The sequence below is a fragment of the Massilia psychrophila genome, from assembly GCF_002760665.1.
Taxonomy (GTDB): Bacteria; Pseudomonadota; Gammaproteobacteria; order Burkholderiales; family Burkholderiaceae_D; genus JAFCUW01.
In genome coordinates, this window is the sequence record NZ_PDOB01000028.1 from 16,112 (window position 1) to 31,193 (window position 15,082).

Consider the following 15,082-nt stretch of genomic DNA (forward strand, 5'->3'; position numbering starts at 1 on the left):
GGTAGCCGTCAAGGTTGGCGAGACCATCGGCGTGTCAACGCGTCCAGTCGGGCCGTGCGGCACGCCTTTGTCCGCGCCCGACCTGAAAGCTCCCATTGAATCTTGCCGCTACCGCTGTCCTTTCCCTCGCCATGTCGACCGATGCCTTCGCGGCAGCCGTAGGCAAGGGCGCGGCGCTCAACAAGCCAAATTGGCGTGAGGCGTTGAGAACCGGGCTCATTTTCGGCATCATCGAAGGCGTCACTCCGGTCATCGGCTGGGCCTTGGGCCAGGTCGCCGTACCGTACGTTACCGCCTGGGACCACTGGATCGCCTTTGTCCTGTTGACGCTGCTGGGGGTGCGGATGATACGGGCGGGATTTGCCGAGCCGGACGCCGAGGCAAGCAAGCCCGCCAGCCACTCCTTCTGGGTACTGGCCGCCACCGGATTTGCGACCAGCATCGATGCGATGGTGGTCGGCGTAGGGCTGGCCTTCATGGACGCCGACATCGTCGTGACCGCAGTTGCCATTGGTGTGTCCACTTTTATCATGGTCACCATCGGCGTCATGCTTGGACGGGTATTGGGCCTGATCGCCGGCAGGCGCGCCGAAATCGCGGGCGGCATCCTGCTGGTCGGGATCGGCTGCCTCATCCTGTACGAACACGTCGGCTAAGCGGCTCCAAGCTGCTTGATGCCCGGGTTCCACACCGGTCAAGGCGTGATCGCCACTTTTAATACACCGTCCCGCTGATTGGCAAAAAGCGCGTAGGCTGGTTCGATCTCGTCGAGTTTGAACCGATGGGTCACCATCGACTCGAGGTTGACACGCCCGGACGCGACCACATTCATCAGGCGCCGCATGCGTTCCTTCCCTCCGGGGCAAAGCGTGGTGACGATCCGGTGATCGCCCAGGCCGCCCGCGAACGCATCGAGGGGCAGGGAAAGCTTGCCTGAATAAACACCCAGGCTGGACAGGGTTCCTCCCGGCTTGAGAGCGCGCAGGCATTGCTCGAACGTTGCCTGGGTTCCCAGCGCTTCGATTGCGACGTCGACGCCGCGGCCCTGGGTCAGCCGCATGATTTCAGTGAGCGGATCTGTTTTCGTGTAGTCGATGGTGATGTCCGCCCCAAGCGAGCGCGCCACGTCGAGCCGTGCCTGCACGCCATCGACCGCGATGATCAGGCTGGCGCCGCGCAGCTTGGCGCCGGCTGTGGCGCACAGGCCGATCGGTCCTTGCGCGAAAATGGCGACGCTATCGCCAATCCTGATGCCGCCGCTTTCGGCGCCGCCAAAGCCGGTACTCATGATGTCAGGGCACATCAACACTTGTTCATCGGTCAGGCCGTCCGGAATCGGCTCGAGATTGCCCTTTGCGTCAGGGACCAGCAGGTATTCGGCCTGGCAGCCGTCGATCGTGTTGCCGAAGCGCCAGCCGCCGGCCACCTTGCCGCCGCATTGGGACTGGTGTCCGTCGAGGCAGGTATGGCATTGACCGCAGGGCGTGATGGCGCCGACGATGACGCGCTGCCCCACTGTATAGCCTTCCACGCCGGCGCCGATTTCAGCAATCACGCCAACCGGCTCGTGGCCGATCGTCAGGCCTGCCTTGACCGGATACTCCCCCTTGAGAATGTGGACATCGGTGCCGCAGATGGTCGTTGTCGTGATCTTCACCACGACACTGCCGAAACCGGCGACCGGAATGGGTTTGTCGGCAAGTTCGATCAGGCCTGGCCTCACATAGACCGCCGCTTTCATTGTACGCATTGATGGCTCCTCGAGTAAACAACCATGGTACGGCGCGAATGTGCAGCGTACGTACAAAGTGACGCCCGCGCGCAGTATATTTATACAATGGACTATCTTTGATTCACATCAACGATCTGCGTGAATGGACCAACGTATGATCGGCCTGGCCAATGGCGATCCGGTCGCGTTGCGCACGCGCTTTTCCATCCACTTTCGCCGCATTGGGTATGTCATGATTCCTGTTGCAGCGAAAACTGATGTGATGGGCTGCAAGTTGCCACACACAATGGATGCAGACGCGGTGGCCGCAACGGTCGAACTGCGTCCCGACGCCGGACTGACGAACGCACAGGCCCTTGAACGTCTTGCTCGCTACGGCTCCAACACCTTGCCGGCGGGGGTCATGCGCTCGCCCTGGATCGTTTTTTTCGGCCAGTTCAAAAGTATCCTGATCGTCATCCTGATTGCCGCGGCCCTGCTGGCGGCGCTGGTCGGGAGCGGCAAGGATGCCGCCGTCATTTTAGCCGTCGTTGTGATCAATGCGTTTGTCGGCTTCTACCAGGAAAATCGTGCCGAGCGCAGCCTTGATGCCTTGAAATCCATGTTGCCGGCCAAGGCAAGGGTACGGCGCGATGGGGAAATGCAGGAAATTAGTGCCGATGCGGTGGTGCCGGGCGACCTTCTGTTGCTCGAGGCCGGCGAGAGCGTGGCGGCAGATGGCCGGCTTTCGCTTTGCTCCGGCCTCGAAATCGACGAATCGGCACTGACCGGCGAATCCCAGCCGGCCGGTAAACAGTCGGCGCTGCTGGTGGCCGCCGATGCGCCCCTTGGCGACCGCTTCAACATGGCCTACATGAATACGCTGCTCACGCGCGGACGTGCCGAGCTGATCGTTACGGCAACCGGTCAACGCACCGAAATGGGGCAACTGTCGCGCGAACTGGCCTTGGCTGTGGAAATGCCGACGCCATTGCAAATCCAGCTCGACCATCTCGCCAGGCGCCTGGGCGCAATCGCTTTGATCATGGTCGCTTTGCTGTCCTTTTTCCAATACCTGCAAGGCGCTGAACCCGTCCACATCATGCTCGACGCTATCGCGCTGGCGGTCGCCGCAATCCCGGAAGGACTGCCCGTCGTCGTGACGGTGACGCTTGCCTTGGGCATGCATAAAATGGCAAAGAGGCACGCGATTGTAAAGCGCCTGTCCAGTGTAGAAACATTGGGGTGTACGTCAGTGATTTGTTCAGACAAGACGGGTACCTTGACACTCAACCAGATGACGGCGCGTACCTTTTACTACGAGGGAAAACGCTTCGAGGCAAGCGGCAACGGCTATCAAACGGCCGGTGCAATCACGCAGTCCCAGGCCGATGGGGCCGATGGGGCCGTCAGCGACCTGACTGCCTTGCTGGTGCCGTTGACAGCCTGCAACGACAGTCGGGTCGATGACGGCAAGGTCATCGGCGACCCGATGGAAGCCGCACTGCTCGTGCTGGCAGCCAAAGGCAATATCGATCGGCAACGGGTCGAGCGTGACTTTGCGCGCGTGGCGGAAGTGCCCTTCGATTCAGCGTACAAGTTCATGGCCACTTTTCATCGCCAGGCAGATCACGTCGTGCTGTTTGTCAAAGGCGCGCCCGATGTGCTGCTCGAGCGCTGCGCAACGTGGCGCGTTGCCGGATCGGAGAAAACACTCGACCAGTCAGGCAAACGCCAGGTCGCAGCCGATTACGAAGCGCTGGGAGAACAAGGTTTGCGCGGACTGCTCATCGCCTCGCGCATACTGCCGGTCGAGCAATTCGATGCGGCCACCGATCTTTCGGCCTGGGTCGACAAATTGTGTTTCGTTGGCCTGATCGGGTTGATGGATCCGCCGCGCCCGGAGGCAAAGCAAGCCATCGTCGAATGCGGGAAGGCAGGGATCGTCGTCAAGATGATTACCGGTGACCATCAAACCACCGCTTCCGCGATCGCCTCGGAGCTGGGATTGCACGGGCGGGCAGTGTCCGGCGCGGAACTCGACCGCCTCGATACCGGGCAGTTGGCAGAGGCGATCGATGACATCGCTGTTTTCGCACGGGTAACGCCGGCGCACAAGGTAAAAATCGTGCGCGCCTTGCAGGCCAGGGGGCATGTGGTGGCAATGACAGGCGACGGTGTCAACGACGCACCCGCGCTCAAGCAAGCCGACATCGGCGTGGCAATGGGGATCGGCGGAACGGCGGTCGCCAAAGAGGCTGCGACCATGATTCTTACTGACGACAACTTCGCCAGTATCGTCAGCGCGGTCAGGCATGGGCGCACGCTGTACGACAATATCCTGAAGTTCGTGCGCTTCCAGTTGTCGACGACCATCGGCGCGATCCTGACCGTCTTCTTTGCGCCACTGGCCGGCCTTCCGGAGCCATTCACGCCCCTGCAGATTCTTTGGGTTGCGATCATCATGGACGGGCCGCCCGCAGTGTCGCTGGCACTCGACGCCGCCCGGCCAGGCATCATGGACGAACCGGCGCGCCGGCGCACTGCTGCAATCCTGCCTCCCGCACGCGTGGCGCGCGTCTTTGCGTACGGCCTGACGATGGCGGTAGGCACCTTGTCGGTCCTGTATTACGCTTTGCAGACCGGGCCGCAAGAGCGCGCCTTGACCCTTGCATTCACGACGTTTGTCCTGTTCCAGGTCTTCAACGTATTCAACGCGCGTAACGAAACAGGGTCGGCCTTCAACATCCATTTCTTCAATAACCGGATGCTCTGGATGTCGCTTGGCGCCGTTTTGCTGCTACAGGCAGTGGTGGTGCACTGGGAACCGGCTTCCCGTCTCTTCGGCACGACCGGAATGGCCTGGGCCGACTGGAGCGTTGCGGTTGCAGTGGCGTCCTCGGTCCTGGTGCTGGAAGAATGCCGAAAGCTGGCCTGGCGCACCGCCCGGCGCCTGCGCGGGTAGCTGCAGCCGGTCAGCGGTGCACTACCACCAGCAGCGCCTTGGCCTCGGTCTTGCCGACGTTGCGGATCACATGGTTTTGGTCGGCAAGATAGCGTGCGGTGGCGCCGATCTTGATTTTCTTTTTTACCGTGCCCACTTCCACTTCGAGCGCGCCGTGCAGCACCGTCAGGTGCTCGCCTGTGCCCGGATCGTGGGCCTGCGACGCCAGTTCGCCGCCCGGCGCCAGGGTCAGCTCATACCATTCGTACTTGCCGGCCAGGTCCATCGGGCCGAGGATGCGCAGCACGTAGCCGGCGTGCATGCCCGGCAGGGTCGGGGTCTCGTGGGCCTCGAGCACCCGGATCGGCTCGACTTCGCGCGTTTCGGCCGTCAGCAGCTCGCCGATCGCCACGCCAAGGGCATTGGACAGGCGCCAGGTGATCGCGATTGTCGGGTTTGCCTTCTCCCTTTCGATTTGCGATAACATCGACTTCGATACGCCGGCAATGCGCGACAGGTCTTCCAGGGTCAGGCCGCGCGCCAGTCTCAGTCGTTGCAAGGTCGCTCCCACCTCGGGTGGCGAATTGATCGGTACTACAGGTGTTTTCATTGGCGCTCGACGTTCTGGTTCGGTGGAGATGGGGGCAACAACAAATGATCAACAACAAGTGATCGACAACAAATGCGCGGGAAACACGCCCCGGGCGCTTGCCAAGGTAGACCGCCTTCGGTAGTATCCATTATATTGAACTTGCGTTCGGCATAATGGATTTCTAGTTAATCTGTCGGGACGTGCAAAATACAAGACTAGCCGAACAAACGTTACCGCATCCGGCGACCGTCGGTCAAGCCGGCATTTACCCCCACCAGGATTAAACCATGAGCAACCCCGCGAAATCGACTTTCTTCAGTGGCCTGCAGCAGAACCTGGAAACGCTGCGCGGGCAGGGCCTGTACAAGCCTGAACGGGTGCTCGCTTCGCGCCAGGGCGCGGAAGTGGTGGGTGCCGACGGCCGCCACCTGATCAACATGTGCGCCAACAATTACCTTGGCCTGTCCGGCGACCCGCAGACCCAGCAGGCGGCGACCGAGGCGCTTGAAAAATACGGCTACGGCCTGTCGTCGGTGCGCTTCATCTGCGGCACCCAGACCGTGCACAAGGAACTCGAACAGGCGATCTCCACTTTTTTGGGCATGGAAGACACGATCCTGTACGCCGCCGCCTTCGACGCCAACGGCGGCCTGTTCGAGCCGCTGTTCGACGAAAACGACGCCATCATCTCGGACGCCCTGAACCACGCCTCGATCATCGACGGCATCCGCCTGTGCAAGGCGGCGCGCTACCGCTACCGCAACAACGACATGGCCGACCTCGAGGTCCAGCTGCAGGCTGCCCGCGCGGCCGGCAAACGCCACACCGTGATCGCCACCGACGGCGCTTTTTCGATGGACGGCACCATCGCCAGACTGGATGAAATCTGCGACCTGGCCGACAAGTACGGCGCGCTGGTGATGATCGACGAGTCGCATGCCTCCGGCTTCATGGGCGCGACCGGGCGCGGCACCCATGAGCACCACAACGTCATGGGCCGCATCGACATCATCACCGGCACGCTCGGCAAGGCGCTCGGCGGCGCGATGGGCGGTTTTACTTCCGCCCGTAAGGAAGTAATCGACACGCTGCGTCAGAAATCGCGTCCCTACCTGTTCTCGAACACGCTCGCGCCGATGATCGCCGGCGCCTCGCTGTCGGTCCTGAAGCGCATCAGCGGCTCGACCGAACTGCGCGACCGCCTGCACCAGAACACCATCTACTTCCGCGGCGAGATCGAGCGCATCGGTTTTACCATCAAGCCGGGCACCCACCCGGTAGTGCCGGTGATGCTGTTCGACGCCCCGGTGGCGCAGCAATTCGCCGCCCGCATGTATGAATTGGGGGTGCTGCTGTCGGGCTTCTTCTATCCGGTGGTGCCGATGGGCCAGGCACGGGTGCGCGTCCAGCTGTCCGCCGCCCACACCCGCGAGCAGCTCGACAGCGTGCTCAAGGCGTTCGAGCAGGCCGGACGCGAACTCGGCATATTGAAAACTGAACGCCAGAACTGAATAACGAATATACATAACAAGAACAAGGCAATCATCATGCAACGCATTCTCATCATCGGCGCCAATGGCCAGATCGGCAGCGAGCTGGTCGGCGCTCTGGCAGAGCGCCACGGCGCGGCCAACGTCATCGCGTCCGACATCGGCGCGGCCAACGCCTACGGGGCCGCGCGCTACGTCCAGCTCGACGTGCTCGACAAGGTGCGCCTGGCGCAACTGGTGGCCGACGAAGCCGTCACCCAGGTCTACCAGCTGGCGGCGCTGCTGTCGGCCACCGGCGAACAGGCGCCTTTGAAGGCGTGGACGCTGAACATGGACGGCCTGCTCAACGTCCTCGAGGTGGCGCGCGAGCGCGGCGCGGCCGGCAAACCGCTGCGCGTGTTCTGGCCGTCGTCGATCGCCGCCTTCGGCCCGAACACGCCGGCGGTGGAAACGCCGCAGTTCACGATCATGGATCCGACCACCATCTACGGCATCAGCAAACTGGCCGGCGAGCGCCTGTGCGAATACTATTTCACCAAGTACGGCGTCGACGTGCGCAGCATCCGCTACCCCGGCATCATCAGCTTCAAGTCACCACCGGGCGGCGGCACCACCGACTACGCGATCGCGATCTTTTATTGCGCGCTGCGCAAACAGCCGTACGAGTGCTTCCTCGAGGCCGACACCACGCTGCCGATGATCTACATGCCCGACGCCATCCGCGCCACCATCGAACTGATGGACGCGCCGGCCGACAATGTTGCGGTCCGTTCGTCCTACAACGTCGCCGGCGTGTCGTTCAACCCGCGCGAATTGGCCCAGGCGATCCAACGCGCGCTGCCCGGCTTCGAGATCAACTACAAGCCGGACAGCCGCCAGGCGATCGCGGCGACCTGGCCGCAAAGCCTGGACGACAGCGTCGCTTGCCGCCATTGGGGCTGGAAGGCGCGAGTGGGAATCGAGGCGATGGTGGCCGACATGCTCGACAATATCGATGTCGATGTTGGCCAGAGCCAGGCCGCCTGAGCATGCGTTAAAATAAAAAGCACGGAGACCAGCATGGACATGAGCGTATTCGACCTTTTCAAGATCGGCATCGGGCCGTCGAGCTCCCACACGGTAGGGCCGATGGTTGCGGCGCGCCGCTTCCTGGTCGAGTGCGGGCCGTTGGACGCCGCCATCGGCGTCGAGGTGGCTTTGTACGGTTCGCTGGCCCTGACCGGCATCGGCCACGCCACCGACAAGGCCGTCATCCTCGGCCTGATGGGCGAAACCCCGCAGGGCGTCGACCCGGAACAGGTCGACGCCCTGCTGGCCGAAGCCGAACTCGATAGGGTTCTCAAGCTGCTCGGCACACAAGAAGTGCCGTTCAGCGCCAAAACGGGCTTGCGCTGGCACCGCGGTTCGTCTTTGCCCGAGCACCCGAACGGCATGCGCTTCACCCTCAAACTGGCCGACGGCAGTGTCATCGAGCGGGTGTTCTATTCGGTCGGCGGCGGATTTATCCATGCCGCCGGCGAAGCGCAGGCGCGCCAGGGCGCCGGTGGCAGTCAAGCGCCGATCCCCTATCCGTTCGCGACGATGAACCAGCTGCTTGCCCACGGCAAGGCGAGCGGGCTTTCGATCCCGCGCATGTTGCGCGCCAACGAGTGCGCCCACATGAGCGGCGAGCAGCTCGACGCCGGCATCGACACCATCTGGCAGGTAATGCGCGACTGTATCGCCCATGGCCTCGTCACCGCGGGCCAACTGCCCGGTGGCCTGAACGTCAAGCGCCGCGCGGCCAACCTGTGGCGCCAGGCGCAGGACGCCAAGAACGGCGACAACCGCGCCAACGACCTGCCGCACGACGCGGTGCACCAGGTCAGCTTGTATGCGATGGCCGTCAACGAGGAAAACGCCGCCGGCGGGCGGGTGGTGACGGCGCCGACCAACGGCGCGGCCGGCATCATCCCGGCGGTGCTGCGCTACTACGCCGAAGACTGCCGGTCCGGCGATCCGGTCAAGGGGGTGCGCGACTTCATGCTGACGTCGGCCGCGATCGGCATGCTGTGCAAGAAGAACGCGTCGATCTCGGGCGCCGAAATCGGCTGCCAGGGCGAAGTCGGGGTGGCATGCGCGATGGCGGCGGCCGGGCTGGTGGCGGCCTTAGGGGGCAGTAACGAGCAGATCGAAAACGCCGCCGAAATCGGCATCGAGCACCATCTGGGCATGACGTGCGATCCGATCGGCGGCCTGGTGCAGATCCCTTGCATCGAGCGCAACGGCATGGGCGCGGTCAAGGCGATCACCGCCGCCTCGCTCGCGCTTCACGGCGACGGCACCCATTTTGTCAGCCTCGACGACGTCATCGAGACCATGCGCCAGACCGGCGCCGACATGCAGGACAAGTACAAGGAAACGTCGCTCGGCGGCCTGGCGATTCACGTCGTCACCGTCAATCACGCCGCCTGCTGAGTTCATGCTTCGGCGGCGCCTGGGTCTCCCGACCCAGGAAAGTGCGGACCGAACTATAATAATGCTTCGATCGCAGCGCAAACCGGACCTCCCACAGAATGCAATACGTCTCTACCCGCGCCACCAAAGCCTCGGCACCACAGCCGTTTTCCAGCATCCTGCTCGGCGGCCTGGCACCTGACGGCGGCCTGTACCTGCCGGCCGAGTACCCGCAAGTGAGCGGTGAAGAGCTCGATGCCTGGCGCACGCTATCCTACGCCAGCCTGGCCTACGAAATCCTGCGCAAGTTCGCAACCGACATCCCGGACGCCGACTTGCGGGCCCTGACCGCCAAGACCTACACCGCCGAGGTCTACCGCAATGCCCGCGCAAGCGAGTCCAGCGCCGACATCACGCCGCTGCGCGTGCTCGAGCAGAACGGCGACGGCACGCTGCTGCTGCAGGCGCTGTCGAACGGCCCGACCCTGGCGTTCAAGGATATGGCGATGCAGTTGCTCGGCAACCTGTTCGAATACGAACTGGCCAAGGAAGGCGCTGAACTGAATATTTTCGGCGCCACATCCGGCGACACCGGCAGCGCCGCCGAATACGCCATGCGCGGCAAGCAGGGGATCCGCGTGTTCATGCTCTCGCCGCTGGACAAGATGAGCGCGTTCCAGAGCGCGCAGATGTTCAGCCTGCAGGACCCGAATATTTTCAACATTGCGGTCGCCGGCGTGTTCGACGACTGCCAGGACATGGTCAAGGCGGTGTCGAACGACCTGCCTTACAAGTTGACCCAGAAAATCGGCACTGTCAACTCGATCAATTGGGCGCGCGTCGTGGCCCAGGTCGTGTATTACTTCCGCGGTTACCTGGCTGCGACCACCGACAACAGCCAAAAGGTGTCGTTTACGGTCCCGTCCGGGAACTTCGGCAATATCTGCGCCGGCCACATCGCCCGCATGATGGGTTGTCCGATCGACAAACTGGTCGCCGCTACCAACGAAAACGATGTTCTCGACGAATTTTTCCGCACCGGCGTTTATCGCGTGCGCAAACCGCTTGAAACGTACCACACCAGCAGCCCGTCGATGGACATTTCCAAGGCGTCCAACTTCGAACGCTTCATTTACGACCTGGTCGGGCGCGACTCCGGGCGCGTGCGCGACCTGTTCCACAAGGTCGAGACCGCGGGCGGCTTTGACCTGTCGGGCAAATTGGGCAGCGACGGCGACGAATGGGCGCAGGTATCGCAGTATGGTTTTTGCTCCGGCAAATCGACTCACCAGGACCGCCTTGCCACCATCCGCGACGTCCAGGACGACTACGGCATCACCATCGACACCCACACCGCCGACGGCGTCAAGGTCGCGCGCGAGTACATGCAGCCGGGCGTGCCGATGATCGTATTGGAGACCGCGCTGGCCGCCAAATTCAACGAGACCATCCTGGAAGCGCTCGGCATGGACGCCGAACGCCCGCCCGGCTTCGAAGACATCGAATCGCTACCGCAGAAATTCATCGTCATGGACACCGACGTCGAAAAAATGAAGCGCTTTATCACCACCCACACGGGTTTGTAACATGAGCCAGAACCTGCCGGTGGCTCCGCCAATGCTGTCGGTGCGCGAGGCGCTCGACTTCCTGCTCGATGCCGCCAGCGCGCGCCCGCTCGCCGGGTCCGAACTCGTCGCCACGCTGTGCGCCAACGGCCGCGTGTTATCCGACGCCCAGGCCTCGACCATCGACGTGCCGTCCGCCGACAACACGCAGATGGATGGCTATGCGGTGAGGTCAACCGATTGCGCCGGCGGCAACACTGTTCTGACCGTCAGCGACCGCATCCCCGCCGGCCATGTCGGCCAACGTCTTGATGCCGGCTGCGCCGCCCGCATCTTCACCGGCGCCATGATCCCGATTGGCGCCGACGCCGTCGTCATGCAGGAGCAGTGCGCGTCGAACGACGACGGCACCGTCACCGTCAACCATGCGCCGAAAGAGGGCGAGTGGATCCGCCGCGCCGGCGAAGACATCTCCGCCGGCGCGGTGATCCTGGCGGCCGGCACGCGCTTGCGCAGCCAGGAGCTCGGGCTGGCGGCGTCAACCGGATTGGCGATGCTGCCGGTGGTGCGCAAGCTGCGCGTGGCGGTGTTTTTCACCGGCGACGAGCTGACCATGCCGGGCGAAGCGCCGGGCGGGCGGCTGGCCCCCGGCGCGGTCTACAATTCGAACCGTTTTACCTTGCGCGCGCTGTTGGAGAACCTCGGCTGCATCATCACCGATTTCGGCATCGTGCCCGATACCCTGGCCGCCACCCGCGCCACCTTGCAGCGCGCCGCCCGCGACAACGACCTGATCATCACCTCGGGCGGCGTGTCGGTCGGCGAGGAAGACCACATCAAGCCGGCGGTGGAAGCGGAAGGGCGTTTGACGATGTGGCAGATCGCTGTCAAGCCGGGCAAGCCGCTGGCGTTCGGCGAGGTTCGGCGCGATGGAGGGAAAGACGCCGACGCCAGGGAAGGCGAGGCGTTCTTCCTCGGCCTGCCCGGCAATCCGGTGTCGAGCTTCATCACTTTCCTGTTGTTTGTCCGCCCGTTCATCCTGCGCCTGCAAGGGGTCGTGGAGCAGAAAGCGCCGCGCGGTTTCGCCATGCGCGCCGATTTCGACTGGCCTAAAGCGGACCGCCGCAACGAATTTTTGCGCGCGCGCATCAACGACGCTGGCGCCCTCGAGCTGTTCCCGAACCAGGGTTCGGGCGTGCTGACGTCGACGGTGTGGGGCGACGGCCTGGTCGACAACCCGCCCGGCAATCGCATCGCGCGCGGCGACAGCGTGCGCTTCATCCCGTTCAGCGAATTAATGCATTAACTGTATTAATTGTATAAATCAAATCAGGCACCAGATGAACATCACCCTGCGTTTTTTCGCCAGCGTCCGCGAGACGGTCAAGGTCTCGCAAGAGACGGCCACCGTGCCGCCTTCCGTCACCACGGTCGCCGCGCTGCGCACCCACCTGGCATCGCGCGGCGGCGCCTGGGCCGAGGCGCTCGCGCCCGAACGCGCCTTGCGCATGGCCTTCAACCAGGTCATGTGCGATGCCGACACGCGGCTGACCGACGGTTGCGAAGTGGCGTTTTTCCCACCCGTCACCGGCGGCTGATCTAACGTTTGCGCGACTGGCTGTAGCGGGCCGCGACAAAAATTGCCGCCGCGACCAGCGCCCATGCCAGCGCCATCCACACGCCGTCGGCCACGCTTTTGCCGCTGACCAGGTCGACCACGACCAGGATGGCGAACAGGGAGCCCGCCGCCAGCAAGTACTGCAAAACCCAATATCGAATGCCGTGCATGATGTTCTCCAAGTGTTATGACACAATCGCGACCCGATGATAACCGACCGCGGCGCCGCCCGGCTAAGCTATCTGGTCGATTTGCCGGCCGAGCCAGGCAATAACGCCGTTCAGGCTGCGAAAATCGTCGACCGAACGGCAGGCGATGTGCGGATGGCGCTCCTGCAGCATGCGGGCCAGCGCCGCGCCCGGTCCCAGTTCCAGGGCCACCGTGATGCCGGCCTCGGCGCAAGCATCCATGCAGTCGCTCCACTGAATCGTTTCGCTCAGTTGGCGCGAGAGCGCCGCCACCGCGCGCGGCCGGGCCGTTACCGCCTGGGCAGCAATCCCCGACAGCACCGGGCACTCTTGCCGATGCCAGGGCGCCGCCAGCAGGGCTTCGGCAAACGGCGCCGCCGCGCCGGCCATCAGCGCGGTGTGCGAGGCAATGGCAACCGGCAGCCTTTGCCAACTGCCCCCGGCGGCCTCCACCGCCTGGGCGAACTGGGCGAGCGAGGCCACCAGGCCGCCGGCGATGCAGCCATCAATGCCTGTGACGATCGCGATGGCGAAACAGTGGTCCCTGGCCAGCATGTGCGCGCGTTCGAGCCGCACGCCTTTGACCGCCACCAAGGCCTGCGGCGGCGTCGCGCCGGCTTGCGCGTCCATCAGTTGCGCGCGGGTCGACGCCAGCCGCACGACATCGAGCGGATCGAGGGCGCCGGCAACGCCGTAGGCCGACAGTTCGCCGACGCTGTAGCCAGCCACGAGCGCAGGCATCGGCAGCCGCGGCTTCAAGGCTTCCCACATCGCCAGGGTGGCGCCGACAATCGACGGCTGGGCAATGCGGTTGTCGAACATGGCGGCGTCGTCAAACGCGGGTAGGCCGGCGCGCTCCAGCCACGCTGCCGCCTGCGCATCGGTACGCGCGAGATCGAACATGCCGCGGTGCTGGCCACCCTGGCCGGGGCACAGCAGCAGCAGGCGGGCGCTCATGCTCGGCTCACGATCACAATCACAATCACAATCACAATCACGTGCCGTTGGTGACGGCGTGCACCAGGCAGGTGGCCGCCAGCAGGTCGGCGGCGCCGCCGGGCGAGAGCTTTTGCCCGACCAGCGCGTGGTGGCATTGCAGCGCGTGGGCGTGCCAGTGCGGATGCGCGGTGCCGCCAATGTCGAGAAAACTTTTGGCCTGCTGCTTTACCGTCAAGGCGCCTTGCGCGCCGCCGCGGTAAAGCACGTTGGTGTCGCTGACATGGGCCATCAAGGCGAACAAGGCGTCGATCCGGGCCAGGTGCATGCCGCGCCCGGCGGCCAGGGTGCGCTGCATCGCCGGCAAGCCCACGTCGAATACGGACGGCAGCCCGAGCGCGGCTTCCTCGCGCGCGCCGCTGGTCGCGTGCGCCGCGGCCACCTGCAAGCCATGCGACCTCAACCCAACCGGCCGGGTATGGCCTGCCAGCTCTTCGCCCCAGCGGATCAACAGCATGGCGCGCAGCCGGTCGCTGCCAAGCGCCGTGTCAGGTGCGGTGTCGATCGAAATGCCCTGCGCGCGGGCGCGCCCGATCGCGGCGCACAGCATGCCAAGGCTGAATATGGCGCCGCGGTGGGTGTTGACGCCGCCGGTTGCTTTCATCATGCACGCTTCGGCCTCGATACCCAGTCGTTTGAGGCTGGAGAACGGCGCATCGTCGATGCCCGCCCGGCAAATCCGCGCGAAGTAGTGGCGTAGTGCGAACAGGCTGCGCATGAAAGTGAGCGCCGTCATGTCGACGTGACTGCCATTGTCTACTGGCGACACCAGGCCAGGTTTTGGATACAGAACCAGCTCCGTGTGCAGGCAGCCGACGGCGATGCGCGCCGTCTCGCCGCAGAACCGGCGCAGCGCGCGCGGGTCGAGCGGAGCGCACGCAACCGCGGCGAGCAATGCCTGGGCGCCAGGGATCAAGCCGCCTCCAGCGTCGCGAGCAGGTTCTCGACCGTCGCCAGCCGCACGGCGCCGGCGTCCTTGACCAATACGCGCGCGCCCTTGCTGGTCGCGCTGATCCACTCCTTCCACGCGACGGCGTCGCCCGACGGGAAGACAATTTCGCCATCGAGCGGCAGGACGGCGGCATGCTGTTCAAGCAGCGAGAGTCCAATCCGCAGCGCCTGCGTGTTGGCGGGGAAAAACAGCAGGTCGATATCCGACGTCGCGCTCAGGTATGGCTGGCCGGTGATGGCTTGCATGGCGAGCGATCCATAGGTGCGCAGCGGCATGCTGAACTGGATTAAAACCAGCAAGTCCAGTGCCGCCCGCCAGCGTTCGGGTGCGGCGCGGGCCGCATCGGCCAGCGTCAATGGCAAACTGCGGCGCGCAACGTCGCAATCAGCGGCGAACAAAGCGATGCGGCCCTTGACGCCAGCAGGCGATGGCGGCAGCGGCATGCCAAGGCTGACCTGTCCCGGCACCAGGCCCGGGTCGGCGCGGCGCACGACTGCCGGCCAGTCTTCGCGCCGCCACTGCAGGATGGCCGCGTGCTGGCCGGGCAGGGCGCGCTCGAGTGCCGCGTCCCACCCGGAACCTGTCAACCA

14 protein-coding genes are annotated in these 15,082 nt (G+C 64.2%); 8 read left to right on the plus strand and 6 right to left on the minus strand.

Annotation, left to right across the window (positions count from 1 at the left end; all coding sequences use genetic code 11):
- Nucleotides 1-95 precede the first annotated feature (95 nt).
- Nucleotides 96-656 carry a manganese efflux pump MntP gene (gene mntP / locus CR103_RS15945; RefSeq protein ID WP_099916940.1) on the plus strand — a complete coding sequence of 187 codons (561 nt, stop codon included), beginning with the start codon at nucleotides 96-98 and terminating at the stop codon, nucleotides 654-656.
- A gap of 38 nt (nucleotides 657-694) precedes the next feature.
- On the opposite strand, the gene CR103_RS15950 is transcribed toward mntP, so the two are convergent.
- Nucleotides 695-1,750, minus strand: coding sequence for an NAD(P)-dependent alcohol dehydrogenase (locus tag CR103_RS15950; protein ID WP_099916941.1), 1,056 nt, complete (start codon nucleotides 1,748-1,750; stop codon nucleotides 695-697).
- 136 nt (nucleotides 1,751-1,886) lie between these two features.
- Between CR103_RS15950 and CR103_RS15955 the strand changes: the two genes are divergently transcribed.
- A complete protein-coding gene (locus CR103_RS15955) occupies nucleotides 1,887-4,676 on the plus strand; it encodes a cation-translocating P-type ATPase (RefSeq protein WP_218968493.1) in 2,790 nt (929 codons plus the stop codon).
- Nucleotides 4,677-4,686: 10 nt separating this feature from the next.
- On the opposite strand, the gene CR103_RS15960 is transcribed toward CR103_RS15955, so the two are convergent.
- Complete coding sequence (locus CR103_RS15960; protein ID WP_099916942.1) at nucleotides 4,687-5,265, minus strand: helix-turn-helix domain-containing protein; 579 nt, start codon at nucleotides 5,263-5,265, stop codon at nucleotides 4,687-4,689.
- 269 nt (nucleotides 5,266-5,534) lie between these two features.
- Between CR103_RS15960 and kbl the strand changes: the two genes are divergently transcribed.
- The 6 genes from kbl (at nucleotide 5,535) to moaD (ending at nucleotide 12,336) form a co-directional block, all read left to right on the plus strand.
- Complete coding sequence (gene kbl, locus CR103_RS15965) at nucleotides 5,535-6,758, plus strand: glycine C-acetyltransferase (RefSeq protein WP_099916943.1); 1,224 nt, start codon at nucleotides 5,535-5,537, stop codon at nucleotides 6,756-6,758.
- 36 nt (nucleotides 6,759-6,794) lie between these two features.
- Nucleotides 6,795-7,763 carry an NAD-dependent epimerase/dehydratase family protein gene (locus CR103_RS15970; protein WP_099916944.1) on the plus strand — a complete coding sequence of 323 codons (969 nt, stop codon included), beginning with the start codon at nucleotides 6,795-6,797 and terminating at the stop codon, nucleotides 7,761-7,763.
- A gap of 33 nt (nucleotides 7,764-7,796) precedes the next feature.
- Entirely contained in the window at nucleotides 7,797-9,194 is a 1,398-nt protein-coding gene (locus CR103_RS15975; RefSeq protein ID WP_099916945.1) for an L-serine ammonia-lyase, read from the plus strand.
- 98 nt (nucleotides 9,195-9,292) lie between these two features.
- Entirely contained in the window at nucleotides 9,293-10,759 is a 1,467-nt protein-coding gene (gene thrC, locus CR103_RS15980; protein ID WP_099916946.1) for a threonine synthase, read from the plus strand.
- Between the two features lies 1 nt (nucleotide 10,760).
- Complete coding sequence (locus CR103_RS15985) at nucleotides 10,761-12,044, plus strand: molybdopterin molybdotransferase MoeA (RefSeq protein ID WP_229443210.1); 1,284 nt, start codon at nucleotides 10,761-10,763, stop codon at nucleotides 12,042-12,044.
- A gap of 34 nt (nucleotides 12,045-12,078) precedes the next feature.
- The gene (moaD, locus tag CR103_RS15990) at nucleotides 12,079-12,336 is read left to right on the plus strand and encodes a molybdopterin converting factor subunit 1 (RefSeq protein ID WP_099916947.1); all 258 of its coding nucleotides are present in this window, start codon (nucleotides 12,079-12,081) and stop codon (nucleotides 12,334-12,336) included.
- A gap of 1 nt (nucleotide 12,337) precedes the next feature.
- Here moaD and CR103_RS15995 read toward each other — a convergent pair whose 3' ends face one another.
- The 4 genes from CR103_RS15995 to mdcG all read right to left on the minus strand — a co-directional run bounded on the left by CR103_RS15995 (nucleotide 12,338) and on the right by mdcG (nucleotide 15,079).
- Nucleotides 12,338-12,526, minus strand: a complete 189-nt coding sequence (locus CR103_RS15995; RefSeq protein ID WP_099916976.1) for a hypothetical protein — start codon at nucleotides 12,524-12,526, stop codon at nucleotides 12,338-12,340.
- 63 nt (nucleotides 12,527-12,589) lie between these two features.
- A complete protein-coding gene (locus CR103_RS16000) occupies nucleotides 12,590-13,501 on the minus strand; it encodes an ACP S-malonyltransferase (protein WP_099916948.1) in 912 nt (303 codons plus the stop codon).
- Between the two features lie 37 nt (nucleotides 13,502-13,538).
- Nucleotides 13,539-14,453 carry a triphosphoribosyl-dephospho-CoA synthase gene (locus CR103_RS16005; RefSeq protein ID WP_370659452.1) on the minus strand — a complete coding sequence of 305 codons (915 nt, stop codon included), beginning with the start codon at nucleotides 14,451-14,453 and terminating at the stop codon, nucleotides 13,539-13,541.
- Nucleotides 14,453-15,079, minus strand: coding sequence for a malonate decarboxylase holo-[acyl-carrier-protein] synthase (gene mdcG / locus CR103_RS16010; protein ID WP_229443212.1), 627 nt, complete (start codon nucleotides 15,077-15,079; stop codon nucleotides 14,453-14,455). The genes CR103_RS16005 and mdcG overlap by 1 nt, the downstream gene beginning before the upstream one ends.
- Nucleotides 15,080-15,082: the final 3 nt, after the last annotated feature.

Bases quoted from the DNA above. Each gene is read 5' to 3' on its own strand.
- CR103_RS15950 (WP_099916941.1), bottom strand. From the start codon at position 1,750: ATGCGTACAATGAAAGCGGCGGTCTATGTGAGGCCAGGCCTGATCGAA.
- CR103_RS15955 (WP_218968493.1), top strand. From the start codon at position 1,887: ATGATCGGCCTGGCCAATGGCGATCCGGTCGCGTTGCGCACGCGCTTT.
- CR103_RS15960 (WP_099916942.1), bottom strand. From the start codon at position 5,265: ATGAAAACACCTGTAGTACCGATCAATTCGCCACCCGAGGTGGGAGCG.
- kbl (WP_099916943.1), top strand. From the start codon at position 5,535: ATGAGCAACCCCGCGAAATCGACTTTCTTCAGTGGCCTGCAGCAGAAC.
- CR103_RS15970 (WP_099916944.1), top strand. From the start codon at position 6,795: ATGCAACGCATTCTCATCATCGGCGCCAATGGCCAGATCGGCAGCGAG.
- CR103_RS15975 (WP_099916945.1), top strand. From the start codon at position 7,797: ATGGACATGAGCGTATTCGACCTTTTCAAGATCGGCATCGGGCCGTCG.
- thrC (WP_099916946.1), top strand. From the start codon at position 9,293: ATGCAATACGTCTCTACCCGCGCCACCAAAGCCTCGGCACCACAGCCG.
- CR103_RS15985 (WP_229443210.1), top strand. From the start codon at position 10,761: ATGAGCCAGAACCTGCCGGTGGCTCCGCCAATGCTGTCGGTGCGCGAG.
- moaD (WP_099916947.1), top strand. From the start codon at position 12,079: ATGAACATCACCCTGCGTTTTTTCGCCAGCGTCCGCGAGACGGTCAAG.
- CR103_RS15995 (WP_099916976.1), bottom strand. From the start codon at position 12,526: ATGCACGGCATTCGATATTGGGTTTTGCAGTACTTGCTGGCGGCGGGC.
- CR103_RS16000 (WP_099916948.1), bottom strand. From the start codon at position 13,501: ATGAGCGCCCGCCTGCTGCTGCTGTGCCCCGGCCAGGGTGGCCAGCAC.